A 21,956-nucleotide genomic window follows, 5' to 3' on the forward strand; every position below is an offset into this window, starting at 1 on the left:
CCGGGCACCGCCCGGGGGCGTTGCCGTGCCGGCCGCGGCATAGACTGGCCCATGCGGCCTGATGACGGCGGAGTGCAGGAGCGGCAGCGGCTGGTGCGGGTGGCGCGGGGCGAGGAACCGGGAGACCTGCTGGTGCGCGGCGCGCAGGTGGCGCAGCCGGTCACGCGGGAGCTGTACCCGGCGGACGTCCTGATCGCCGGCGGGCGGATCGCGGCAGTGGGCGCCGGGCTGGACCTGCGCGCGGGGCGGGTGCTGGACGCGGGGGGCGCGGTGCTGGCGCCGGGCTTCATCGACGGGCACGTGCACATCGAGTCGAGTCTGCTTACCCCGGCGAGTTTCGCGGCGGCGGTGCTGCCGCGCGGCACGACCTGCGTGGTCGCCGAACCGCACGAGGTCGTGAACGTGCTGGGCGTGGCGGGCCTGGACTGGATGCTGGCCGCCGGGCGGGCGTCGGGGCTGCGGGTGTACGCGTCGGCGCCGTCGTGCGTGCCGGCCAGCGAGTTCGAGCGGGGCGGCGCGCAGGTGGGCGCCGCGGAGGTCGCGGCGATGCTGGCGCGGCCCGGCGTGCTGGGGCTGGCGGAGGTCATGAACTACCCCGGGGTGCTGAGCGGCGACCCCGAGGTCTGGGCGGTACTGGAGGCGGGCCGCGCGGCGGGCCGGCGGGTGGACGGGCACGCGGCGGGCGTGCGGGGCCGGGACCTGCTGGCGTACGCGGCGGCGGGCGTGCAGTCCGACCATGAGGCCACCAGCCCGGACGAGGCGCGCGAGCGGCTGCGGGCGGGCCTGTGGCTGATGGTGCGGGAGGGCTCCGCGGCGCGGAACCTGCAGGCGCTGCTGCCGGTGCTGCGGGAGCGGCCGCGCCGGGCCATGCTGGTTAGTGACGACGTGAGCGTGGACGAGCTGCTCGAGCTGGGGCACCTGGACCGCCTGCTGCGGGCGTGCGTGGCGGGCGGCCTGGACCCGCTGGACGCGCTGGCGCTGGTGACCTGCAACCCGGCCGAGTACTGGGGCCTGCACGACCTGGGGGCGGTGGCGCCGGGGTACCGGGCGGATTTCGTGCTGCTGCGCGACCTGCAGAGCTTCGAGGTGCTGGGGACCTTCGTGGGCGGGCAGGAGGCGTGGGCGGGCACGCTCACGCCACCGCTGCCGGGGGGCGGCGTGGTCCTGGGGGCGGGCTGGAACGCGGCGCGCTTCGACGTGCCGGGCCACTGGCCGGTCGTGCAGGTGCACGCCGACCAGATCACCACCGCGCACGCCGCCACGCCCGGGGACGCGCGGCTGGTCGTCGCGGACCGCTACGGGCGAGGCGAGTGGGCGGCGTGCTGGACGGCCGGGAGCGGCCTGACGGGCGGCACGCTGGGCGTGAGCGTGCTGCACGACGCGCACCACGCGGCCTTCCTGGGCGGCACGGACGAGGACATCCGCGCGGCCGGACGGGCCCTGGAGGCGCTGGGGGGCGGCGTGGTGCTGGTGCAGGGCGGGCAGGTGCGCGCCGAGCTGCCCCTGCCGTACGCGGGCCTGATGACCGGCGCGGCCCCCGCGGACGCCGCGCGGCAGTTGCGGGAGGTCACGCGGGCGGCGCAGGCGCTGGGCTGCACGCTGCCGTACCCGGTCACCACCCTGAGTTTCCTGGGCCTGAGCGTGATTCCGGCCCTGAAGCTCACGCCGCGCGGCCTGCTGGACGTGACCGGCTGGCGCCTGCTGCCCGCCTGAGGGGCCTCAGGCGCCGGGCGGGAACAGCTTCTGTTCGATGGTGGCGCGCGGCGCGGCGCCCACGATGCGGTCCGCGAGCTGCCCGTCCCGGAAGATGATCAGCGTGGGAATGCCCTGCACCCCGAACTCGCTGGGGGTGCGGGGGTTCTCGTCCACGTTCACCTTCACGATCCGCACCCGGCCGGCGTGGTCGCGGGCGATCTGTTCGAGCACCGGGCCGATCACGCGGCACGGGCCGCACCACGGCGCCCAGAAGTCCACCAGCACGGGCACGCTGGCGCGGGTGTCCTGCGCGAAGCTCTCGTCGGTGCCGTCGTGCAGCCAGGGCAGCTTCTGGCCGCAGCGGGCGCAGGCGGGCACCTCGCCCTCGGGGACGGCCTGCACGCGGTTTTTCGCCTGGCAGTGGGGGCAGGTGAGGATGCTGGGGCTGGTCATGCGGGGCACCTCCTGGGTTGGGTGGGTCAGTTCAGGGTGCGGCCGCCGCCCTGCGTGCCGATCAGGGCCTGCGTCCGCGTCACGTAATCCTGCAAGGTGGCGTGCCAGTCGTCACTTTCCGGGGTGAGGGCCAGGGCCTGCTGGGCGTGGGCGTAGGCGGCGCTGGGGTTGGGGAAGCCCTGCTGGGCCATGATGTCGGCCGCCATCTGGTGCGCCAGGATCCAGTCGCGGGTCTCAGGCGCGGCTTCGCGGATCACGCGTTCGTAGTGTTCCAGGGCCTCGTCCAGCTGGAAGTAGTCCAGGGCCACGCTGCCCAGCACCAGGCTGGCGGGCACCACGGCGCCCTGCGCCATGGCCGCCTCGGCGCCGGCCTGCGCCTCGGCCAGCCGGCCCAGGCGGTAATCGCACTCGGCCAGGTCGGCCAGGACTTCCGGCTGGAAGGGGTAGTCGCGTTCGTGCAGCGCCGCTTCCAGTTTCTCGCGGGCGTCCACCGGCCGGTCCAGGTCCAGCAGCGCCACGCCGAGTTCGTGGTTGGCGTAGGGGCGGTCCTGGGGGGCGGCCAGGGTCAGGGCGTCCTGGAAGGCGGTGAGGGCCGCTTCGGTCTGGCCCAGGTGGGTGAGCACCTGGCCGCGCACGAGCGCCACGCCGTAGCTGGGGTCGCCGTGCTCGCGTTCCAGCCGGTCGGCCTCGCGGATGGCGTCCTGGGCGGCTTCGGGCCGGCCGAGGTTCAGCATCGCCTGGGCGCGCAGGTAGTGCCAGGTGGCGAGGTTCAGGGCGTCGTCGTCCTGCGTGACGGCCGGCGGGTACAGCGGCCGGGCCTGGTCCAGGGCGCGCTTGGCACCCTCGGCGTTGCCGAGCTGCAGTTCCAGCGCGGCCTGCTCCTGCAGCATGGTGGCGCGGTTCAGCCCCGCGCTCAGGTGCGCGGCCTCGGCGTACAGGTGCGCGGCGTCCTGGGTGTGCCCCAGGCTTTCCTGCGCGTCGGCCTGCCAGCTGCGCAGGCGCCAGCGCAGGTGCACGGGCAATTCCGTGATGGGCAGGTGCACGTCCAGCGCGGCCTGCGGGTCGCCGCCCAGCGCCAGGGCGCACACGGCGTGGTAGCGGGCCAGGGGGTCGGCGGCCGCCTGCACGGCCGGGGGCACGGCGGGCGGGGTGGGCTCTTCCGGGTGGGCGCGGGCGTGGCGTTCGGCGTCCAGGGCGGCGTACAGCGGCGTGGAGGCTAGGGCGGGGTCGGTGCGGGTGGCGCGCTGCAGTTCGCGCTGCACGTCGGGCAGGGCGGGGTCCCCGTACAGGGAGTGGACGCTGGCGAGGTACAGGTGCAGCGGCCCGCGCTGGGCGGGCTGCGCTTCCCTGAGGGCGGCTTCCAGCACGTCAAAGGCCGTGTCGTAGTCGCCTGCCGCGAGCGCCGTGCATGCCTGCTGCCAGGTGGTGGCGACGTCGATCATCACCCCTCAGGATAACGCCCCGGCCTGTGTGGGGCGCGGGCGGGGAGGAACGGGGGGAAGGTTGCCGTTTTCTAAACCGAGTGTTGGCGCCGACACGCAGCCCCGCACCTTGAGTCTGGTACACTCAAGTCTATGGGGCGCCCGGCGTCCCACCCGGCCCGTTTTCCGCTCCTGCGCCGGTGCCCGCACGCGCAAAGCTGCGCTCCAGGCGTGCCCCGGCTGTGCCCGACCCGACGACCGTTCCCCCGACTCACCCACTGGAGGCTCACCCTTGAGGCGGCTCAATCCCTGGTTAATGGTTCTTTTCGTCCTGGTGGCCCTGATGCTGGCCGCCCAGGGCTTCGGCGGGGGCAGGTCCTCCGTGAATTACAACGTCTTCAAGGACGCGCTGGCCCAGGGGCAGATCGAATCCCTGGTCGTCCGTCAGGACACCGCCACCGTTACCTTGAAGGAAAAAACGACCCTGCCCGTGAACACCGCGCAGGGCACCTCCCCCCGCGAGGTGGAGGGCTTCACCGTGCGCCTGCCCGGCAACCCGGCCACGCCCGACAGTGAACTGCTGAACGAACTCAAGACCCGCGGCGTGAACTACAGCTTCGCGGCACCCAGCCAGTGGCTGAGCATCATCCTGAGCTTCCTGCCGATCCTGCTCCTGATGGGCATGATGTACTTCTTCTTCGCCCGCGCGCAGGGCGGCCAGAGCGGCGTGATGCAGTTCGGGCAGTCCCGCGCCAAGAAGTACGGCAAGGAAAACCGCGTGCAGACGAAGTTCACGGACGTCGCCGGGCACGAGGAAGCCAAGAAGGAACTGATTGAGGTCGTGGACTTCCTGAAAAACCCCGCGAAGTACCACCAGATTGGCGCCGAGATTCCCAAGGGCGTGCTGCTGGTCGGCCCTCCCGGGACCGGCAAGACCCTCCTCGCCCGCGCCATCGCCGGCGAGGCCGACGTGCCCTTCTTCAGCGTCAGCGCCAGTGAGTTCATGGAGATGTTCGTGGGCGTGGGCGCCAGCCGCGTGCGCACCCTGTTCGAGGACGCCCGCAAGAGCGCCCCGGCAATCATGTTCATCGACGAGATCGACTCCATCGGCCGCAAACGCGGCGCCGGGATCGGCGGCGGGCACGACGAGCGCGAACAGACCCTCAACCAGATCCTGTCCGAGATGGACGGCTTCGACAAGACCAGCAACGTGATCGTGCTGGCCGCCACCAACCGGCCCGACGTGCTGGACCCCGCGCTGCTGCGCCCCGGCCGCTTCGACCGTCAGGTCACCATCGACCTGCCGAACCTGAAGGAACGCGAGGCGATCCTGAAAGTCCACATGCGCAACAAGCCCCTGGCGAATACCGTGGACGTCGAGGAGATCGCCAAGAGCACCCCGTACTTCAGTGGCGCCGACCTGAAGAACGTCACCAACGAGGCTGCGCTGGAAGCCGCCCGGGTCGGCAAGACCCAGATCGACATGAGCGACTTCTACCGCGCGCTGGACAAGATCACCCTGGGCCTGGAAAACGGGTCCCTGACCATCAGCGACACCGAGAAGCGCGCCATCGCCTACCACGAGGCCGGGCACGCCGTCACGGCCGCCGTGATTCCCGGCAGCGACAAGTTGCAGAAGGTCAGCATCATTCCGCGCGGCCGAGCGCTGGGCGCCGCGTTCTACCTGCCGGAAGAACAGGTGCTGATGAGCAAGGAACGCCTGGAAAACCAGCTGGTCGTGGCCCTGGGCGGCCGCGCCGCCGAAGAGGTCTTCACCGGCAACGTCACCTCCGGCGCCGCCGACGACTTCCGCAAGGCCACCAACATCGCCCGCAAGATGGTGCTGGAGTGGGGCATGGGTGACAACTTCAAGAACATGGCCCTGAGCACCGACTCCGGCCCGGTGTTCCTGGGGGAGGACATGGCCAAACCCAAGATGTTCAGCGAGCACACTAGTCAGCTGGTGGACGAGGACGTCAAGCGCATCCTGAACCGCGCCTACGAACGCGCCCGCGACCTGATCACGCAGTACAGCGCCGCCATGCACGAGGTCGCCGACGCCCTGATGAGCCAGGAACTCATCACCGGGGACGTCGTGCGGGACGCCGTGGCCCGCGTGGGCGGCGAAACGCACGCCGTGCCGCAACCCACTGCCTGACCCCGAGCGCCCCTTCCCCGGCCCCCTGCCCCGCGCAGGGGGTTTGTCATGGTGCTGGGCGATCTGGCCGATGCACCGCGCCGCAGCGCTGCCGCAGACTGGACGCATGCCCTCCTACCACCTGGAATCCGGCGCCGACCCCGCACGTGAAGATGTGGTGTCGTCCGGTCTGGTCGCCTACAACGACCGGCACAGCGCCATGCTGCGCCAGCGCCTGACGCCCGAACACCGCCACCAGTCCACCCCGGTCGAGAGTTACGTGCTCTCGGAGGCGGGGGAGGTCGTGGGCGGCTGCACCGGCCGGGCGGTGCCGCTGTGGGGGTGGCTGGAGATCAACCTGATGTGGCTGCGGGACGACCTGCGCGGCCAGGGCTGGGGCGCGCGCCTGCTGGCGGACGTGGAGGCGCAGGCCGCCGCGCTGGGCTGCACCCGCGTCAAACTGAGCACCTGGGAGTTCCAGGCCCGGCCCTTCTACGAACGCCACGGGTATGCCGTGTACGCCGAGGAGCACGACTACCCGCCCGGCCACACCAACTACCTGATGCGCAAGGACCTCAAGCCCCGCTGACCTGGGGGTCAGCGCCCGAAGGCCGGGGGCAGCGCGGGTCGCCAGAGGAACATCCGCCACGCGAAGGCCACGGTCAGGAGGCCCAGCAGGGCCGCCACCAGCCCCATGCCCTCGGGCAGTTCACCGGCCAGGGTGGCCCGGCCCAGGGTGGCCGAGAGGCTCAGGAAACACAGCAGGTTCCCCAGTCCGAGCGGCCGCCCGGCAATGCCGCCCACCAGGTTGCCGCGCCACCACCAGTCGATGACGCCCAGCCCGAGGAGTCCGCTGGCCGCGACCTGCGCGAGGCCTTCGACCGCCGGGCCCGGGGCGCCGGCCGCGGCGGCCACGTGGTCGGCCGCGAAGAGCAGAGGCATGCCGAGGGCGAACAGCACGCCTGCGGCGCCAGTGAGGAGGGCGCGACCGAAGAAGTCCTGGGGCGTGCCTGCACCCTGGCCTATGCTCTACTTGCCATGCAATCGGTAATGAAAAGTAGGCCCTGCCGGGTGGAGAGCTCCGTTCAGGCCGAACTGCTGATGGACCGGGCTTGGACGCGGTTGCTGGGGGCCTTCATGGACGAGGCCCGGGGCATTGCCGAAGCCGCCCGGTCCCTGGGGGTGAGCACGGAGTGGCTGTACCGGCGGGTGCGGCGCCTGGAACGCGCCGGCCTGCTGGCGGCCGTCGAGGTGCGCCCCCGGGCGGGCCGGGCGGTGCGCCTGTACCGCGCGACGGCCGGCGCCTACTTCGTGCCGTTCTCGGTCGTGTCGCCCGCGCAGGTCGGCCGTCAGAACCGCGCGCAGCACCTCGAACTCTTCGAGTCGGCCATTCACCGCACGTTCTCCCGGCCCCCCTTCGACACGCAGGGGTGGGGGTTCGTGACCGAACGCTCCGCGGGCGGGGACGTGTCCTTCCGCATCATGCGGGACGACGGCCTGCGGTGGGCCGACCTGGGCGCCCAGGCGCCGGTGATGGTCAGCGGCTGGCACCTCGTGCACCTCAGCCCGCAGGACGCGCTCGCCCTCCAGGCGGACCTGCGGGCCCTGCACGAGCGCTACAGCACGTGCCGCGGGGAGCCGTACCTGCTGGGAATCTTCCTGGCGGACACGGAGAACGTGCCTGGGCTGGAGCACGCCCCGGCTTCCACGGAACCCGAACGCTGACCACCGGCGAGAACTAAGCCTCCAGGACGGTGTGCCCGGCGGCGCGCAGGACGTTCACGGCCTCGCTCAGGTGCGCGCGGTTGACGAGCACGTAATCGGTGTCGAAGGTGCTCAGGGCGAAGATACCGATCTCGGCGTCCCGCAGCGGTTCGAGGACGCTGGTGAGGATGCCGGTCAGGTCGAACGGGAAGGGGCCGTGCAGTTTGAAGACCGCCCAGCCACCCTCGGCGGTTATGCCGTCCGGGACGAGGTACTCCTCGCACACCAGGGACACCTCGTCCGGGGTGTGGGTCAGGCTCCAGAAGTCCCCGCCGGCGGCCGGCACGGGGGTGTCCGGGCGGACCCGGCACACCGCGAGTTTCAGGGGCAGCACGGACAGGGTGAGGTGGGCCATGCCCTCCATTGTGCGCCCCGGCCCGTCGGGGACATGAGGGCCCCCGCCGGCCCGGGGTGGGCGCGGCGGGGGCGGGGGAGGTTGGGGGCTTACTTGAGCAGTTCGGTGAAGGCGGTCTGCAGGGCGGCGTCGGTGCCGCTGGCGGCCAGGGCAGCGAGGTCATCGCGCACGGCGATGTCCGGCGTGACGAACTGGGTGGAGGCCTGCCCGCCGACGGACACGCGACCGGCGGTGACGCTGATGCCGCGCTCGCCGGGAAGTTCGAGGTGGAAGGTGCTGGTGTCGCCGACGCCGTAGGTTTCCTCACCGATCAGGGTGGCCTGCCCGCCGAGTTTGATGTTCTGGCTGAACATCTCGCTGGCGCTGGCGCTGCCGCCGTTCAGGAGCACGGCGACCTTGCCGGTCCAGAGGCTGGCGGCGGGCACGGCACTGATGGCCTGCGGGGCGGAGCAGGAGTAGTTGTAGTACACCTTCCCGGCGTTGTAGCGGAAGGTGGTGCTGGTGCCGTCCACGTAGCGGACCTGCTGGGTGGCCTTGTCGGGCACGAACGCGCCGACGGCGCCGACGAACTCGGTCAGGAGGCCGCCGCCGTTGCTGCGCAGGTCCACGACCAGCCCGCTGACGCCCTGCGCCCTGGCCTCGGCGACGAGTTCATGCACTCTCGCGGCCACGCCCTGACCCATGAAGGTGGGCACGCGCAGGTAGTAGAAGCTCCTGCCGGTGGTGTCGTTGCGGATCTCGCCCCAGGGGTACTCCATGCCGTTCAGGACGCTGGCCTGCAGGGTGGCGGTGCGCTGCGCGGCGCCGCGGCGGACCACGAAGGTCACGGGCGCCTGCCTGGCGGCGGCGGCCGAGATGACCTTGCCGAACGCGGCCATCTGGGCGCTGTCGTTCACGCTGCCGTCGGCGCCCACCTGGGCGGGGATGGTGCGGGTCAGGGCCTGGCCGTCCACGCTGAGGATCACGTCGCCGCGGCGCAGGCCGGCGGCAAAGGCGGCCCCCTCGGCGCGGACGTTCACGACCAGCAGGCCGTCCTGGCCGGGAATGGTGGTCTGGCGCAGCCCGAAGGTGGGGGTGGCCTGGGGGGCGTTGCTGCTGCTGTCGTTGGACAGTTTCCAGATCTGGGCGTCCATGTAGTACGTGTGGCCGTCCTGGATGGCGTTGATGTACTCGTCCATCAGGGCGTCGGTGGTGTCGTCCACGTAGTAGGTGCCCAGGTGCTTGGGGTAGGTCTGTTTGAAGGTGGTGTAGGTCGTGTCGTGCAGCTTCTGCAGGTCCACGGTGCTGTACCCGAAGTACAGGGGGTTGATGATGCTCTTGCTGGCGTACAGCATGTCCTGCACGGTGCCGAGCAGGTCAGTCTGCTGCCGCAGGGCGCTGAGGGTCACGAGGTTGCCGCGGTCTTTCTGGTCGGCGCCGAGCAGGCCGGCGACGCCGCGCGTGGACCCCTGCGTGCCGTCGGGGCAGGTGACGGGGCCGCTGACGGTGCGGGGGATGAAGGGCGTCTTGTCGTCGGCGTTCGGATCGACGACCTGGGGCTGATTGCAGGAGCCGAGGAGCAGGCTGAGGCCGAGGATCGTCAGAACAGATTTCTTCACGCTTGCATCATGCACCCCCAAATGGGGGGGCGCACGCACGTTTGCGGCCGTTCCGTCCAGAGGGACGCGCCGCGCCCCCCCGGCTTACTCGCGCCAGATCGCCCAGTGCTCCTCCAACGCGTCCCTCTGCTCCTTGGACCGCCCCCCCAGCCGCAGCAGGGCCATGATCTGCCCCCGGTGGTGGCTGTCGTGCACGATGGTGTGCATCAGGAAATGCGCCGGGCTGGAGCGGTAGGTGCCCTCGTTCCAGGGATCGGCGAACGGCTCGCCGCTCGCCAGGTGCGCCTGCACGGCCCGCACGGCCGCCTCGTCCCCGGCGGTCAGGGCCTCGCCCAGGTCCGCGGGCGGGCTGTCCTGCCAGCGCCACTGAGGGTCGCCGTCCGCGTCCCGGCGGGTCTCGTCCAGCAGGGGCCGGGCGTGCTCCGGGGTCATGTTCCACAGCCAGCCCACCCGGAAGCCGGCCATGTGCCGCAGGTGCCGCTCGACGGTCCAGCCGCCGCGGCCGTCACTCAGGGCGAAGTCCTCGGGGGTCAGCGCGGCCAGCACGGCCTGATTCACGCGGGCGTTGCGCCGGAACGATTCCAGCAGGAAATCCAGGTCACTCATGGGAAGCTCCTTCGTTGGAAATGGTCGGTGAAGCCCCGCCCGGCAGGGCAGCGGGCGGCCACATGTCCGACAGGGTGGAATGGTGCCCCGGTCTATCACGGCCAGGGCCGTGTGTTCCGGGTGCGTCTCTTGGGGTGGAGGCCGCCCGGGGCTGCACATGCACCTTCACGGTCATGGTCTGGCCGGCGTCCAGCGGCGCGGCCCGCCGGACGCCGGCCCGGACCGGCCGCAGGGCGGCGGCCTGAAGGTCGTCCCGGAGGTGGGGGGACCGGTCACGGAATACCAGGCGGGGTGGCCGGGCCGGTCATTCCCGGCGCCGCACGGTGCGGGAGGCCCGGCCGGACCGCAGGGTCAGGGTGACCTGCACCGGCTGGTCTTCCGTGAGGGCCTGCGTCTGGCGGACGTCCGCGCGGACAGGCACGAGGTATCCGCCCTCCTTGGGGAAAAGGGAGGTGTCGTATTCGGCCGCGCCGATGCCCACGGTGACGGGAATCATGCCCCAGCCGTAGGTGACGAGTGCGGCCGCGTCCTTGAGGAGGGGGCACAGGTCGTCCGGCACGCGGACGAAGTAGTGGGGGGCCGGGCCCCGCCACTGCCAGAGGTCGCCCGTGAACTGCAGCCGGCTGGGCGCGGCGGGGGTCACCGTTCGTAGAAGGCGGGGGGTTCGATGCCCAGGGCGCGCAGGTACACGTAGCCCTGTCCGCGGTGGTGGATCTCGTTGTCGATGGTGTAGATGGTGGCGGCCCAGCCGCTCATCTGGCCCCAGGGCAGGGTGTGCTGCTGCCCGAAGAAGGCGGGGTCCACGGCGGCGAAGTTCTCTTCCAGGCGGGTGCTCAGGGCGTCCCATTCGGCGAGCAGTTCGGCGCGGTCGGTGCCGGTGCCGCGGCGCCAGTCGGGTTCGGTCCAGGTGCCGGTGAGGAGGCCGTCCAGGGTGAGTTCGCTGACCTGGTGGATTTCCCAGGCGAGGGTCCCGAAGGGCCGCATGGGGGGTGCGGCGGTGAAGGTGAACAGCTGGTCTTCGGGGAAGGCCTCGATGACGCGGCGGGTGAGGCGTCGGTGGCCCTGCCAGTGGGTGAGGAAGCCTTCGGGGGTGACGATCGGGGCGGGCGTGGTGATGGTGTGGGTCATGTCATGTCCTCCTTACGTTCTGAGCGTAAAGGCAATTCCCGTCAGAAGGTGACGCAATTCCCGGTACACTGCCCTCACCCGCCCCCGGAGGTCTCATGTACGACCCGTCCATGCGCATCCTGACCGTCCTGGAGCTGCTCCAGGCCCGTGAATCCGTGACCGGCGCGGAACTCGCCCGGCGGCTGGAGGTCAGCCCCCGCACCGTGCAGCGGTACGTGACCCGCCTGCAGGACCTCGGCATTCCCGTGGAGGGCCGCCGCGGCGTGGGCGGCGCGTACCGCCTGAAGCCCGGCTTCCGGCTGCCTCCGCTGATGTTCACCGGGGAGGAAGCGCTGGCGCTCGCGCTGGGCCTGCGCGCCCTGAAACAGCTGGGGCTGCACACCCTGACGCCGGCTGCCGAGGGTGCCAGCGCCAAACTCACCCGCAGCCTGCCCGCCCCACTGCGGGAGGACATGCACGCCCTGGAGGCCGCCGTGCAGCTGGACGCGTCCCCCTGGGTGGTGAGCACCGACGCGGCCCTGCTCGCCACACTGCTTCGGGCGGTGCGGGGCGCGCAGGTGGTGGAGTTCGCGTACACCTCGCTCACCGGCCGAGCCTCGCGCCGGAGGGCGAACGTGTACCGCGTGATGCACCTGGACGGCCGCTGGTACGCGGTGGGCCTGTGCCAGCTGCGGCAGGAACTGCGCTCGTTCCGGCTGGACCGCGTGCGGGACCTCGCGGTGCTGGACGAGACGTTCACGCCGCCCGCGACCTTCGACGCCCTGGCCCTGGCGCGCGCCAGCCTGCCCGCCAGGCCCCGGCACGACATCAGCGTGTGGCTGGCCTGCCCGCCGGAGGCCCTGCAGGGCCGCCTGACCACCTGGCACACCGACATCACCGCCGAGGCCGGCGGCACCCGCGTGCGCTGCCAGCGCGAGGAGCTGGAGTGGTTCGCGTCGTTCCTGCTGGCCCTGCCCTACCCGGTGCGGGTGGACAGCCCCCCGGCCCTGCTGGACACGCTGCGGGTCATGGCCGAGCGCGGCCGCACGCTGCTGGCCGCGCAGGCGACCGGCTGAGCGCGGTGGCATGATGCGCGCATGAACCGCCGCGGACGCCTGAGGGACCATGGCCCGAGCGTGGGGCGCCTGCCTCCCGGGCCGCTGAACGCGATCACGGACGTGCCGGACGTGCACGTGGGCCACCTGACCCTGCTGGAGGGAGACGCGGTGCGCACGGGCGTCACGGCCATCCTTCCCCACGGCGGGAACGTGTTCCGGGAGCGGGTGCCGGCCGGGCTGGCGGTCGGGAACGGGTACGGGAAACTGGCGGGCGGCACGCAGGTGCAGGAACTGGGCGAACTGGAAACGCCCCTGGTGCTGACGAACACCCTGAGTGTCGCCGCGGGCCTGGACGGCGTGATCGGCTGGACCCTGGAGCAGCCGGGCAACGAGGCCGTGCAGAGCGTGAACCCCGTGGTGGGGGAAACGAACGACGGTGTCCTGAATGACATCCGCGCGCGGGTGGTGCGGCCGGAGCACGTGCGGGCGGCGCTGGCGGCCGCCCGGTCCGGTCCGGTCGCGGAGGGCGCGGTCGGGGCGGGCACCGGCACGGTGTGTTTCGGCTGGAAGGGCGGCATCGGCACGGCGTCCCGGGTGGTGGTCACGGACGCGGGCGCGTTCACGCTGGGCGCCCTGGTGCAGAGCAACTTCGGCGGGGACCTGACCGTGTGCGGCGTCCCGGTCTGGGCGGACCTGCAACCGCCGCCGGCCGCGCCGGACGGGTCGGTGATGATCGTGCTCGCCACGGACGCGCCCCTCTCGGACCGGAACCTCACGCGCGTGGCCCGGCGGGCGTTCCTGGGCGTGGGCCGCACCGGGGGCGTCATGGCGAACGGGTCGGGCGACTACGCGCTGGCGTTCAGCACCGCGCCGGGCGTGCGGCGCGTGGCAGGAACGCCGCTTCTGCACACCAGCGAACTGCCGAACGTCGCGCTCACCTCCCTGTTTCAGGCGGCGGTGGAGGCGACCGAGGAGGCCATCCTGAACAGCCTGTTCACCGCGCACACGATCACCGGAACGGGGGGCCGCACCGTGCAGGCCCTGCCGGTGGACCGGGTGCTGGCCCTGACGCGCCCCGCGTGAGCTAAGCCGAATGGCTCAGTGCCGCCGCCCGCGCTTTTCTTTTGCGCAGGGCCACGGCAGAGTAGGCAGGAACACCAGCATTCAGCCACGCGCCCCGGCCCCGTGCCGGCCGGCGTTTCAGGAGTGACATGACACAGACCGTAGGAACGGACAGCCTGCTGGACCAGGCGCTGGCGGCCGAGGTACTGCACCTCGCGCGCGCGGGCGGCGCGGACTTCTCGGAGCTGTTCATCGAGGACAGCCTGAACACCACCCTGCGCACCCTGCAGGGCGAGGTGAAAGACGCCACCGGCGGGAACCTCTTCGGCGCGGGCCTGCGCCTGCTGTACGGCACCCGCGTGGTGTACGCCTACACCAACGACGTCACCCCCCGCGGCCTGCGGGACCTGGCGTCCCAGGTGGCGCGCGCGCAGGGTGGCCGCGGCGAGGTCGCGCGGGACGGCGCGGGCGGCCTGGACTTCCGCCGCGTGGACGCCCCGCCGCTGTACGTGGCCCGGCAGCACCCGCTGGCGGCCGCGAAACGCGCGAAGCTGGACCTGATGCGCCGCGCGCACGGCGGGGCCGCCGGGGTGGGCTTCGTGCGCACCGTGGACGTCACGTACCTGGACCGGGTGCAGCGCGTGCTGGTCGCCAACAGCGAGGGCCTGTGGGCCGAGGACGAGCGCGTGTACACCCGCCTGATCGTGCGGGCCATCGCGCAGGACGGCACGCTGCGCGAGACCGGCATGTACGGCCCGGGCGCCGCGCGCGGCCTGGAGTTCTTCGAGGAGAAGATTCCCGAGGAGATCGGCGAGGAAGCCGCCCGGATCGCGAACGCCATGCTGCACGCCGAGTACGCCCCGGCCGGGAAGCTGCCCGTGGTGATCGGCAACGAGTTCGGCGGCGTGATCTTCCACGAGGCCTGCGGGCACATCCTGGAGACGACCGCCGTGGAGAAGAACGCCAGCGTGTTTGCCGACAAGATGGGTCAGAAGATCGCCGACGCCTGCGTGACCGCCATCGACGACGGGACCATTCCCGGCGCGTGGGGCATGGTGAACGTGGACGACGAGGGCATGCCCGCGCAGCGCACCGTGCTGATCGAGAACGGCATCCTGAAGTCCTTCATGGTGGACCGCGTGGGTGCCATGAAGACCGGGTACGCCCGCACCGGTTCCGGCCGCCGCCAGAACTACACGTTCGCGCCGGCCAGCCGCATGCGCAGCACCTTCATCGACAACGGCACCCAGACGCCCGCCGAACTGATCGCCGGCGTGAAGCACGGCATCTACGCCCGCAAGATGGGCGGCGGGAGCGTCACGCCCGGCACCGGGGACTACAACTTCGCGGTGAACGAGGCGTACCTGATCGAGAACGGCGAGGTGACCCGGCCCCTGAGGGGCGCGTCCCTGGTCGGGAACGGCGCGCAGGACCTGATGAACATCGTGGGCGTCGCCGGCGACCTGAGCCTCGGCCAGGGCATGTGCGGCAGCGTCAGCGGCAGCATTCCCACCGACGTGGGCCAGCCGCACATCCTGATCAGCGAGATCACCGTGGGAGGCCGCGCATGACCGCCAGCACCGAACAGCTCAGCATCGACGCGGCCCGCACGTACCTGCTCGCCCGCGCCACCACCCGCGACGTGCCGCTGGAGGTGTACGCCCAGCGCGCCAACTCCACCAGCGTCAAGGCCTTCGGCGGGGAAGTCAGCGAGTTCAAGCTGCAGGCCCGGCAGGGCGTGGGCGTGCGCGCCCTGGTGCGCGGCGCATGGGGGTACAGCTTCACCGAGAATCTCTCCCGGCCCGCGCTGGACCGCGCGCTGGACGACGCCGTGGAGAACGCCGAACTGGCCGCCCCCGAGGCCGGCGCGGCCCTGCTCGCCTGGGGGGAGCCGCCCAGCGTGGACCTGTACGGCGAGGGGCTTTCCGGCGTGGGCGTGGACCAGAAGGTGCGCGTGGCCCTGGAGCTGGAGCAGGCCGCGATGAACGCCGACCCGCGCGTGAAGAGCCTGCCGTACGGGCAGTACGTGGACAGCGACCGCGAGGTGCTGATCGGCAACACCCAGGGCCTCACCCGCGGGTACAAGGCCCTGCACGCCATGGTCGCCGCGTACCCGCTGGTCAGCGAGGACGGGCAGAACAAGATGAGCGGCGACTGGCAGTTCACGCGCGAATTCACGGAACTGGATCCCACCCGCACCGCATTGAGCGCCGTGGAGAAGTCCCTGGCGCTGCTGGGCGCCAAACCCGCCCCCACCGGCACCTTCCCGGCCGTGATCACCGGGGAGTGCCTGGCGGAGCTGCTGGCGCTGTTCTCCCCGATGTTCAGCGGCAAGATGGTCGAGGAAGGCAAGAGCCCCCTGGCCGGGCGCCTCGGGCAGGGGATCATCAGCCCCCTGATCACCCTGGTGGACGACGCCACCCTGCCGCGCGGCCTGCAGTCCCGCGCCTTCGACGCCGAAGGCTGCCCCAGCGCCCCCCTGACCCTGGTCGAGGGCGGTGAACTCGCGGCGTTCATGCACAACGCCCAGACCGCCGCCCGCGCCGGCGTGACCAGCACCGGCCACGCCGACCGCATGGGCTACCAGGGCACCGTGGGCGTGGGGTACAGCAACCTGCACCTGCAGCCCGGCGCCACCCCCGAACCCGACCTGCTGCGCGGCCTGACCGGCCTGAAACTCACCGGCGTGAGCGGCGGGCACGCCGGCGCCGACCCGATCACCGGGGACTTCAGCCTGCAGGCCGAGGGCTTCTGGGTGGAAGACGGCGTGGTCGCGCACCCGCTGGAGGTGTTCACCGTGGCCGCCAACATCCTGGACCTGCTGGGCCGCGTGGAGGCCGTCGGGGATACCGTGGAGTGGACGAACTGGTCGGTGGGCGCCCCGATGGTGCGCGTGGCGGCCCTGGCGGTCGGCGGCAGCTGACCCCGCCCACCTGAGCAGCGGCCGCGCGGCCCGGCAACGGGCATGCGCGGCCGCGGCCGTTCTCCCCTGCCCCGCTGCCGTATTCCTCTGTGGGAGACACTTGGGATTGCCGGACGGGCGTATTGTGGCGGGTATGAAGTGGCTCCGTGACCCGTCCCTGGCACCCATCGTGGAGAAGGTCGAGGCAGGCGACCGCCTGAGCTTCGAGGAAGGCATGCAGCTGTACCGCACGCGGGACATGAACGCCCTGATGCGCCTGGCGAACACCACCAAGCAGCGCCTGCACGGCGACAAGGTGTTCTTCGTGCACAGCATGCGCCTGGAGTTCACGAACATCTGCTACGTGGGCTGCACCTTCTGCGCCTTCGCCGCCCACAAGGGCGAGGACCGGGCCTGGGACTACGACCCGGACGAGGTCGTCCGGCAGGTCGGGCGCCGCTACCTGCCCGGCATCACCGAACTGCACATGAGCAGCGGCCACCACCCCAACCACAAGTGGGAGTACTACCCCGCCATGGTGCGCAAGCTGCGCGAGGCGTACCCGGACCTGCAGGTCAAGGCCTTCACCGCCGCCGAGATCGAGCACCTGAGCAAGATCAGCAAGAAACCCACCCTGGAGGTCCTGCGTGAACTGCAGGCCGCCGGGCTGGCCGCCATGCCCGGCGGCGGCGCGGAGATCTTCGCGGACCGCGTGCGCAGGCAGGTCGCGAAGAACAAGGTCAAGGCCGAGAAGTGGCTGCAGATCCACCGCGAGGCGCACAGCCTCGGCATGCGCACGAACGCCACCATGCTCTACGGGCACATCGAGACCCTGGAAGAGCGCCTGGACCACATGCACCGCCTGCGCGACCTGCAGGCCGAGACGGGCGGCTTCCACGCGTTCATCCCGCTGGCCTTCCAGCCGCTGGGGAACACCCTGGCGCAGAACCTCGGCAAGACCGAGTACACCACCGGCCTGGACGACCTGCGCAACCTCGCCGTGGCCCGCATCTACCTGGATAACTTCCCGCACATCAAGGGCTACTGGGTGATGATCGGCTCCGAACTCACCCAGGTCAGCCTGGACTGGGGCGTGTCGGACATCGACGGCACCATCCAGGAGGAACACATCGCGCACGCCGCCGGCGCCACCAGCCCCATGGCGCTCTCGCAGGCCGGGATGGTCCGCATGATCCAGCACGCGGGGAGGCTCCCGGTGCTGCGCGACGCGTACTACAACGAACTGGAAACCTTCCCCCGCGAGGGCGCGCAGGCCGCCGACTGACCATGACCGCCCCCGATCAGGCCGACCTGGACGCCGTGCTCGCCCTGGACGAGCAGTGGAACGCCGCCTACCACCACCGCCGGCCCCAGGACCTGGCGGAGTTGCTGCACGACGACTGGCTGGGCTTCTTCCCGGACGGCACGGTCGTGACCAAGGCCGGCATGCTCGAGGGCATGGCCCAGGCGCCCGAGGCCACCCTGATCTTCGAACGGCACGCCAGCCGCGTGTACGGCGACACGGCCATCACCCGCGGCACCCTGTACGTGGGCGGGCAGCGCATCCAGGGCTTCCTGCGCGTGTACGCCCGCCAGCAGGGCCAGTGGAAGGTCGTGAGCGTGCAGGTCGTCCCCTGACCGCACCCCGCCGCTGCCCACGCTGAGCCGCCTCCCTCCACTCCTTTGCCCGAAAGAAGCCCATGACTGACTCACACCCCCCACCGGCCGATCCCCGCCCGCTTTCCCCGTACCGCGCGGGCTGGATTCACTTCACGAATGTCGCTCCGATTCTGGATTCGCTGGTGCTGCCGCCGGGCGTGACGGCGATCACGGGCGTGCCCACGCAGATGAACGAGGCGCTGCTGTCCGGCGCGGTGGACATCGCGAACATCAGCGCGGTGGAGTTCATCCGGCACGCGGACACGCTCTCGGCCCTGCCGGATTTCAGCGTGAGCGTGCTGGGGCCGGTGTACAGCGTGAACCTGTTTCACACCTGCGCGCTGAGCGAGTTAAAGCGCGTGGCGCTGACCAGCCAGTCGGCGATGAGCGTGGCGCTGCTGGAGGTGCTGCTGCTCGAGTGGGGCGTCTCCCCCACCCTGGAACGCGCGGAGGGGGAGGCGGAGGCGCTGCTCGCGCAGGGTTTCGACGGGGTGCTGCGCATCGGCGACAGCGCGCTGCGGGAGTGGTACGGGGTGGTGGGGCCGTTCACGGAGGCGACCATCGTGCCGGAAATCCCGCAGTCCGGTCGGGGCATCACGGTGACGGACCTGGCGGAGGAGTGGTTCCGGGTGACGGGGCGGCCGTTCGTGTTCGCGGTGTGGGCGTACCGGAAGGCCACCCCACCCCCGGCGGCGCTGCTGGACGCGATGCGGGCGGCGCGCCGGCACGGGATCGGGCACCTGGCGGAGGTGAGTGAGCGGCACGCGCGGAAGCTGGGCCTGCCGGCGGACGTGGTGCAGCACTACCTGTGGAACTTCCGGTATCACCTGGAGGACGCCGACCGGCTGGCGCTGAACGAGTTCGCGGACCGGGCGGTGCCGGGGCACGCGCCGCTGGAGTTCGGCGTCCGGTAAGTCAGCTCAGGGTGTCGAGCGGCCCGAGGGCCACGACGGTGAGCGGGTCCAGCGGGCAGAGGCGCAGCACCTCGCGGACCTGTTCGGCGGTGACCTGCTCGTAGCGGCGCACGAGGTCCTCGGTGGTGAGGGCCTGCCCGTGCGCGAGGTACTCCATGCCCAGGGTGAACAGGCGGCCCTGGGGCGTTTCGGCGCGCAGCAGGGTGCTCACGGCGAGTTTGCGCGCGGCGCGGCGCACGCCGGTGTCGGTGATGAGGTCGCCGGCCCGGGCGAGCACGGCGCGGAAGGTGGCGAGGGCCTGGGCGGTGCGGTCGGGGTCGCAGGAGAAGCCGCCCTCGAACACGCCGGCGTCGCGGTAGTCGAGGTGGGCGAGGTCGGCGCTGTCGCACAGGCCGGTGTCGAGCATCGCCCAGTACAGCGCGCCGTTCTCGCCGCCGATCAGGTCGCCGAGCACGGCGGCCGCCTCGCGCAGCGGGTGCGTGAGGGGCAGGCCCGGCGTGCAGGCAGCGACCTGCACGCGGGTCAGGGCGTGGTCGGTCACGACGCGCACGTGCCCGGGGTGCCGGGGCGTGGGGGCGGGTGAAGGCCGCGGGGCAGGCCCGGCGGGCCAGGCGCTCAGGTGCGCCTCGGCCCAGGTGTGCACGGCCGCCGGGTCAAAGGCGCCGGTGACGGTCAGGGCGACGCGGGCGGCGCCGTAGTGCTCCTGGTGGTAGCCGCGCAGGATGCCGGGCGTGAGCGCCGTGACGGTCTCCGGCGTGCCGAGGATGCGGTGGCCGAGGGGCTCGTCGCCCCAGTAGTCGGCGCGCAGCTCGTCGATGACGCGCACGCCGGGCTGGTCGGCGTACATGGCGATCTCCTCGAGGATCACGCCGCGTTCGACCGCAATGTCCTGGTCGCGCAGGGCGGGGCGCAGCAGTTCGGTCAGGGTGTCCAGCAGTTCACCCGTGCGTTCGGAGAGGCTGGCGGCGTGGTACACGGTCGCCTCCTCGCTGGTGAAGGCGTTGGCGTGCCCGCCGAGGTCGTCGAGCCGGGCGTTCAGGTCGGCGGCGGGGAGGGTCTCGCTGCCCTTGAACAGCAGGTGTTCGAGGAAGTGGCTGACGCCCATGTGCGGGGCGGGTTCATCGCGGGCGCCGGTCTGCACGAAGTACCCGGCGGCGACGGTCTGGGCGGCCGGGTCGGGTTCGAGCAGCAGGGTCAGGCCGCTGGGCAGGCGGTGGGTGCGCGGTTCAGGCACAGGCGGCCTCCACGGTGCGGGCGGGGCGGGCGGCGTCCGGGCCGAGGGTCACGGTGCTGAGCTGGGCGGCGGGGTCGTACCCGGCCAGGAAGGCGTTGATGTCGTCCAGCGTCAGGGCGTTCAGCGCGGCGCGCAGTTCCGCGAGGGGCCGCACCCGGCCGAACAGGGCGACGTCGCGGGTGAGGCTGCCGGCGCGGCCGCGCAGGGATTCGCCGCTGAACACGAGGCTGGTGGTCAGGCCGGTGCGGGCCCGCTGGAATTCCGCGGCGGTGAGGCCCAGGGGCAGCCGGGCCAGTTCGGCGTGCAGCACGTCCAGGGTCTCGGGGGCACGGGCGGGGGTGCTGGCGGCGTACACGCTCAGGAAGCCCTGCCCGGCCAGCAGGACGGGGCTGGCGCTGACGGCGTAGGCCAGGCCGCGTTCCTCGCGCACGGCGTGGAAGAGGCGGCTGGCGCTGCCGCCGCTCAGGGCAGTCAGCGCGATCTGCCAGGGCAGCCAGTCCGGGTGGGTGGGGGCGACCCCGGGCGCGGTGAGGCTCAGGTGGGTCTGTTCGGCGTCCTCCTCGGTCACGTGGGCCTGCGTGCCGGGCTGGAACGCGGCGGGCACCGGCTCGTTCTGCCCGGGGCGCAGGTCGCCCAGGGCGGCGGTGACGTGGGCCAGCAGGTCGGCGGGGTCCAGGTCCGCGACGACGCCCAGCACGGCGCCGGTCTGCCCGTAGCGGCCCAGGTGGGCGCGCAGGGGCGCGGCCGTGAGGTGCCGCAGGCTGTCCGGCGTGCCGCTGGCGGGGTGGGTGAACCCGGCGAAGGGGGACCCGGGCGGCGGCGGGAAGGCCACGCGGCGCGCCTCGATGGCGAGCAGGTCGGTGGGGCTGTCCTGCAGGCCCTCCAGGTCCTGCCGGGCCAGGTCGGTGAGGACGTCCAGTTCGCCCTCCGGCAGCACGGGGCGGGTGAGCACGTCGCCGATCAGGTGCAGGGCGGCCGGGAGGTCGGCGGTAAGGCCGCTCACGCTCAGACGGGTGGCCTCGGCGCCCACGCCCCCGCCGCGGCGCACGCCCAGGTCGTCGAAGGCGTCCTGCAGGCCGCGGGCGTCCAGGGTGCGGCCGGCCCGGGTGGTGGCGCCCTTGAAGAGCCATTCCTCCAGCAGGCCGCCGGCCCCTTCCAGGCCGCGGGGGTCGTGGGCGCTGCCGACGGGGAGGCGCAGGTCGAAGGCGAAGCCGGGGCCGGCGCGGCGTTCGAAGGCGACGGTCAGCCCCCCGGGAAGGGTGAGGAGCGGGGCGGTGGGGCTGGGGGGGGCGCCGGACGGCATCCGGGGAGTCTAGTGCACGGGGCGCTCGGGCCACAGGGCACCGGCACACTCTGCGCGGGACTGCAACCTTGGGGGGATTCGCGCGCCGGGAGGCCGGGGCATGCTGGGAGCATGAGACGGCTGGTGGGGTGGCTGCTCGCGCTGGCCGTGCTGGCCGGCGCGGCGTACGTGCTGTGGCCCGTCATCGAGGGGATGCGGCGGTACGCGGCGCTGGTGTCGGCGCCCGTCCCGGCGGCGCTGCCGAACCCGGTGCCGGGCGCGGCGCTGACGGACACCTGGGGCGGGGCGCGCAGCGGGGGGCGGCGGCACGAGGGGATCGACATCTTCGCGAAGCGGAACACGCCCATCCGCGCGACGACGCGGGGGGTGGTGCTGCGGGTGGGCGAGAACGCGCTGGGCGGCCGGACGGTGATGATCCTGGGGCCGGGTGGGCAGCGGCATTACTACGCGCACCTGGAACGCTACCCGGACCTGGGGCGCGGGGACTGGGTGGAGGCGGGGGACACGGTGGGGTACGTGGGGGACAGCGGGAACGCGAAGGGCACGCCGCCGCATCTGCATTACGGCATTTACGAAGCGGGTGGGGCGATCAACCCCTATCCGCTGCTGGCCGCGAAGTAGGCGAAACCACGACATTGACGCCGTGAACCAACTCGGCCTCGCCCCTCGCATCATTATGTCTTTTACA

Annotated in this window: 22 protein-coding genes; 12 read left to right on the forward strand and 10 right to left on the reverse strand. The window is 72.1% G+C overall.

What is annotated here, in order from left to right:
- The first annotated feature begins 51 nt into the window (after positions 1-51).
- Positions 52-1,713, forward strand: coding sequence for an adenine deaminase (locus tag DFI_RS12880; protein WP_027464079.1), 1,662 nt, complete (start codon positions 52-54; stop codon positions 1,711-1,713).
- Between the two features lie 6 nt (positions 1,714-1,719).
- Here DFI_RS12880 and trxA read toward each other — a convergent pair whose 3' ends face one another.
- Positions 1,720-2,148, reverse strand: coding sequence for a thioredoxin (trxA, locus tag DFI_RS12885; protein ID WP_043779455.1), 429 nt, complete (start codon positions 2,146-2,148; stop codon positions 1,720-1,722).
- 26 nt (positions 2,149-2,174) lie between these two features.
- Positions 2,175-3,590: a hypothetical protein gene (locus DFI_RS12890; protein WP_027464077.1), complete on the reverse strand. Its 1,416-nt coding sequence runs from the start codon at positions 3,588-3,590 to the stop codon at positions 2,175-2,177.
- 271 nt (positions 3,591-3,861) lie between these two features.
- Between DFI_RS12890 and ftsH the strand changes: the two genes are divergently transcribed.
- Positions 3,862-5,727 (forward strand): ATP-dependent zinc metalloprotease FtsH, encoded by a 1,866-nt coding sequence (gene ftsH, locus DFI_RS12895; RefSeq protein ID WP_027464076.1) that lies wholly within the window; start codon positions 3,862-3,864, stop codon positions 5,725-5,727.
- A gap of 106 nt (positions 5,728-5,833) precedes the next feature.
- On the forward strand, positions 5,834-6,295 hold the full coding sequence (locus DFI_RS12900) for a GNAT family N-acetyltransferase (RefSeq protein ID WP_043779450.1): 462 nt from the start codon (positions 5,834-5,836) through the stop codon (positions 6,293-6,295).
- An 8-nt stretch (positions 6,296-6,303) separates the two neighbouring features.
- Here DFI_RS12900 and DFI_RS12905 read toward each other — a convergent pair whose 3' ends face one another.
- Positions 6,304-6,666, reverse strand: coding sequence for a hypothetical protein (locus tag DFI_RS12905; RefSeq protein ID WP_027464075.1), 363 nt, complete (start codon positions 6,664-6,666; stop codon positions 6,304-6,306).
- A gap of 111 nt (positions 6,667-6,777) precedes the next feature.
- Between DFI_RS12905 and DFI_RS12910 the strand changes: the two genes are divergently transcribed.
- Positions 6,778-7,431, forward strand: a complete 654-nt coding sequence (locus tag DFI_RS12910) for an Lrp/AsnC family transcriptional regulator (RefSeq protein ID WP_027464074.1) — start codon at positions 6,778-6,780, stop codon at positions 7,429-7,431.
- Between the two features lie 13 nt (positions 7,432-7,444).
- On the opposite strand, the gene DFI_RS12915 is transcribed toward DFI_RS12910, so the two are convergent.
- The 5 genes from DFI_RS12915 to DFI_RS12935 form a co-directional block, all read right to left on the reverse strand.
- A complete protein-coding gene (locus tag DFI_RS12915; protein WP_081426000.1) occupies positions 7,445-7,825 on the reverse strand; it encodes an ACT domain-containing protein in 381 nt (126 codons plus the stop codon).
- Positions 7,826-7,914: 89 nt separating this feature from the next.
- The gene (locus DFI_RS12920; RefSeq protein ID WP_027464072.1) at positions 7,915-9,423 is read right to left on the reverse strand and encodes a S41 family peptidase; all 1,509 of its coding nucleotides are present in this window, start codon (positions 9,421-9,423) and stop codon (positions 7,915-7,917) included.
- 84 nt (positions 9,424-9,507) lie between these two features.
- Positions 9,508-10,029 (reverse strand): DinB family protein, encoded by a 522-nt coding sequence (locus DFI_RS12925; RefSeq protein ID WP_027464071.1) that lies wholly within the window; start codon positions 10,027-10,029, stop codon positions 9,508-9,510.
- A 304-nt stretch (positions 10,030-10,333) separates the two neighbouring features.
- Positions 10,334-10,672, reverse strand: coding sequence for a DUF1905 domain-containing protein (locus tag DFI_RS12930; protein WP_244940276.1), 339 nt, complete (start codon positions 10,670-10,672; stop codon positions 10,334-10,336).
- Positions 10,669-11,157 (reverse strand): DinB family protein, encoded by a 489-nt coding sequence (locus DFI_RS12935; RefSeq protein ID WP_027464069.1) that lies wholly within the window; start codon positions 11,155-11,157, stop codon positions 10,669-10,671. Before DFI_RS12935 ends, DFI_RS12930 begins: the two co-directional genes overlap by 4 nt.
- Before the next feature lie 95 nt (positions 11,158-11,252).
- Between DFI_RS12935 and DFI_RS12940 the strand changes: the two genes are divergently transcribed.
- The 7 genes from DFI_RS12940 to DFI_RS12970 all read left to right on the forward strand — a co-directional run bounded on the left by DFI_RS12940 (position 11,253) and on the right by DFI_RS12970 (position 18,731).
- Positions 11,253-12,212, forward strand: coding sequence for a helix-turn-helix transcriptional regulator (locus DFI_RS12940; RefSeq protein ID WP_027464068.1), 960 nt, complete (start codon positions 11,253-11,255; stop codon positions 12,210-12,212).
- 21 nt (positions 12,213-12,233) lie between these two features.
- On the forward strand, positions 12,234-13,277 hold the full coding sequence (locus DFI_RS12945) for a DmpA family aminopeptidase (protein WP_027464067.1): 1,044 nt from the start codon (positions 12,234-12,236) through the stop codon (positions 13,275-13,277).
- 128 nt (positions 13,278-13,405) lie between these two features.
- Positions 13,406-14,827 carry a TldD/PmbA family protein gene (locus DFI_RS12950; RefSeq protein WP_051308256.1) on the forward strand — a complete coding sequence of 474 codons (1,422 nt, stop codon included), beginning with the start codon at positions 13,406-13,408 and terminating at the stop codon, positions 14,825-14,827.
- Positions 14,824-16,179, forward strand: coding sequence for a TldD/PmbA family protein (locus tag DFI_RS12955; protein ID WP_027464065.1), 1,356 nt, complete (start codon positions 14,824-14,826; stop codon positions 16,177-16,179). The genes DFI_RS12950 and DFI_RS12955 overlap by 4 nt, the downstream gene beginning before the upstream one ends.
- A gap of 133 nt (positions 16,180-16,312) precedes the next feature.
- Positions 16,313-17,443, forward strand: coding sequence for an aminofutalosine synthase MqnE (gene mqnE, locus DFI_RS12960; RefSeq protein WP_027464064.1), 1,131 nt, complete (start codon positions 16,313-16,315; stop codon positions 17,441-17,443).
- 2 nt (positions 17,444-17,445) lie between these two features.
- A complete protein-coding gene (locus DFI_RS12965; protein WP_027464063.1) occupies positions 17,446-17,796 on the forward strand; it encodes a nuclear transport factor 2 family protein in 351 nt (116 codons plus the stop codon).
- A gap of 62 nt (positions 17,797-17,858) precedes the next feature.
- Positions 17,859-18,731 (forward strand): menaquinone biosynthetic enzyme MqnA/MqnD family protein, encoded by an 873-nt coding sequence (locus tag DFI_RS12970; RefSeq protein WP_027464062.1) that lies wholly within the window; start codon positions 17,859-17,861, stop codon positions 18,729-18,731.
- Between the two features lies 1 nt (position 18,732).
- On the opposite strand, the gene DFI_RS12975 is transcribed toward DFI_RS12970, so the two are convergent.
- Complete coding sequence (locus DFI_RS12975; protein ID WP_027464061.1) at positions 18,733-19,965, reverse strand: M16 family metallopeptidase; 1,233 nt, start codon at positions 19,963-19,965, stop codon at positions 18,733-18,735.
- Positions 19,958-21,268, reverse strand: coding sequence for a M16 family metallopeptidase (locus DFI_RS12980; protein ID WP_051308254.1), 1,311 nt, complete (start codon positions 21,266-21,268; stop codon positions 19,958-19,960). The genes DFI_RS12975 and DFI_RS12980 overlap by 8 nt, the downstream gene beginning before the upstream one ends.
- Before the next feature lie 111 nt (positions 21,269-21,379).
- Here DFI_RS12980 and DFI_RS12985 point away from each other — a divergent pair, with 111 nt between their 5' ends.
- On the forward strand, positions 21,380-21,889 hold the full coding sequence (locus DFI_RS12985) for a M23 family metallopeptidase (RefSeq protein ID WP_027464060.1): 510 nt from the start codon (positions 21,380-21,382) through the stop codon (positions 21,887-21,889).
- Positions 21,890-21,956: the final 67 nt, after the last annotated feature.

This window comes from Deinococcus ficus (assembly GCF_003444775.1).
GTDB lineage: Bacteria > Deinococcota > Deinococci > Deinococcales > Deinococcaceae > Deinococcus > Deinococcus ficus.

What these genes read in the sequence shown, in the direction of transcription:
- DFI_RS12985 (WP_027464060.1), top strand. Translation starts at nt 21,380, where the DNA reads ATGAGACGGCTGGTGGGGTGGCTGCTCGCGCTGGCCGTGCTGGCCGGC.
- DFI_RS12965 (WP_027464063.1), top strand. Translation starts at nt 17,446, where the DNA reads ATGACCGCCCCCGATCAGGCCGACCTGGACGCCGTGCTCGCCCTGGAC.
- DFI_RS12940 (WP_027464068.1), top strand. Translation starts at nt 11,253, where the DNA reads ATGTACGACCCGTCCATGCGCATCCTGACCGTCCTGGAGCTGCTCCAG.
- DFI_RS12900 (WP_043779450.1), top strand. Translation starts at nt 5,834, where the DNA reads ATGCCCTCCTACCACCTGGAATCCGGCGCCGACCCCGCACGTGAAGAT.
- DFI_RS12970 (WP_027464062.1), top strand. Translation starts at nt 17,859, where the DNA reads ATGACTGACTCACACCCCCCACCGGCCGATCCCCGCCCGCTTTCCCCG.
- DFI_RS12955 (WP_027464065.1), top strand. Translation starts at nt 14,824, where the DNA reads ATGACCGCCAGCACCGAACAGCTCAGCATCGACGCGGCCCGCACGTAC.
- DFI_RS12925 (WP_027464071.1), bottom strand. Translation starts at nt 10,029, where the DNA reads ATGAGTGACCTGGATTTCCTGCTGGAATCGTTCCGGCGCAACGCCCGC.
- DFI_RS12950 (WP_051308256.1), top strand. Translation starts at nt 13,406, where the DNA reads ATGACACAGACCGTAGGAACGGACAGCCTGCTGGACCAGGCGCTGGCG.
- trxA (WP_043779455.1), bottom strand. Translation starts at nt 2,148, where the DNA reads ATGACCAGCCCCAGCATCCTCACCTGCCCCCACTGCCAGGCGAAAAAC.
- DFI_RS12935 (WP_027464069.1), bottom strand. Translation starts at nt 11,157, where the DNA reads ATGACCCACACCATCACCACGCCCGCCCCGATCGTCACCCCCGAAGGC.
- DFI_RS12945 (WP_027464067.1), top strand. Translation starts at nt 12,234, where the DNA reads ATGAACCGCCGCGGACGCCTGAGGGACCATGGCCCGAGCGTGGGGCGC.
- mqnE (WP_027464064.1), top strand. Translation starts at nt 16,313, where the DNA reads ATGAAGTGGCTCCGTGACCCGTCCCTGGCACCCATCGTGGAGAAGGTC.
- DFI_RS12915 (WP_081426000.1), bottom strand. Translation starts at nt 7,825, where the DNA reads ATGGCCCACCTCACCCTGTCCGTGCTGCCCCTGAAACTCGCGGTGTGC.
- DFI_RS12890 (WP_027464077.1), bottom strand. Translation starts at nt 3,590, where the DNA reads ATGATCGACGTCGCCACCACCTGGCAGCAGGCATGCACGGCGCTCGCG.
- DFI_RS12880 (WP_027464079.1), top strand. Translation starts at nt 52, where the DNA reads ATGCGGCCTGATGACGGCGGAGTGCAGGAGCGGCAGCGGCTGGTGCGG.
- DFI_RS12980 (WP_051308254.1), bottom strand. Translation starts at nt 21,268, where the DNA reads ATGCCGTCCGGCGCCCCCCCCAGCCCCACCGCCCCGCTCCTCACCCTT.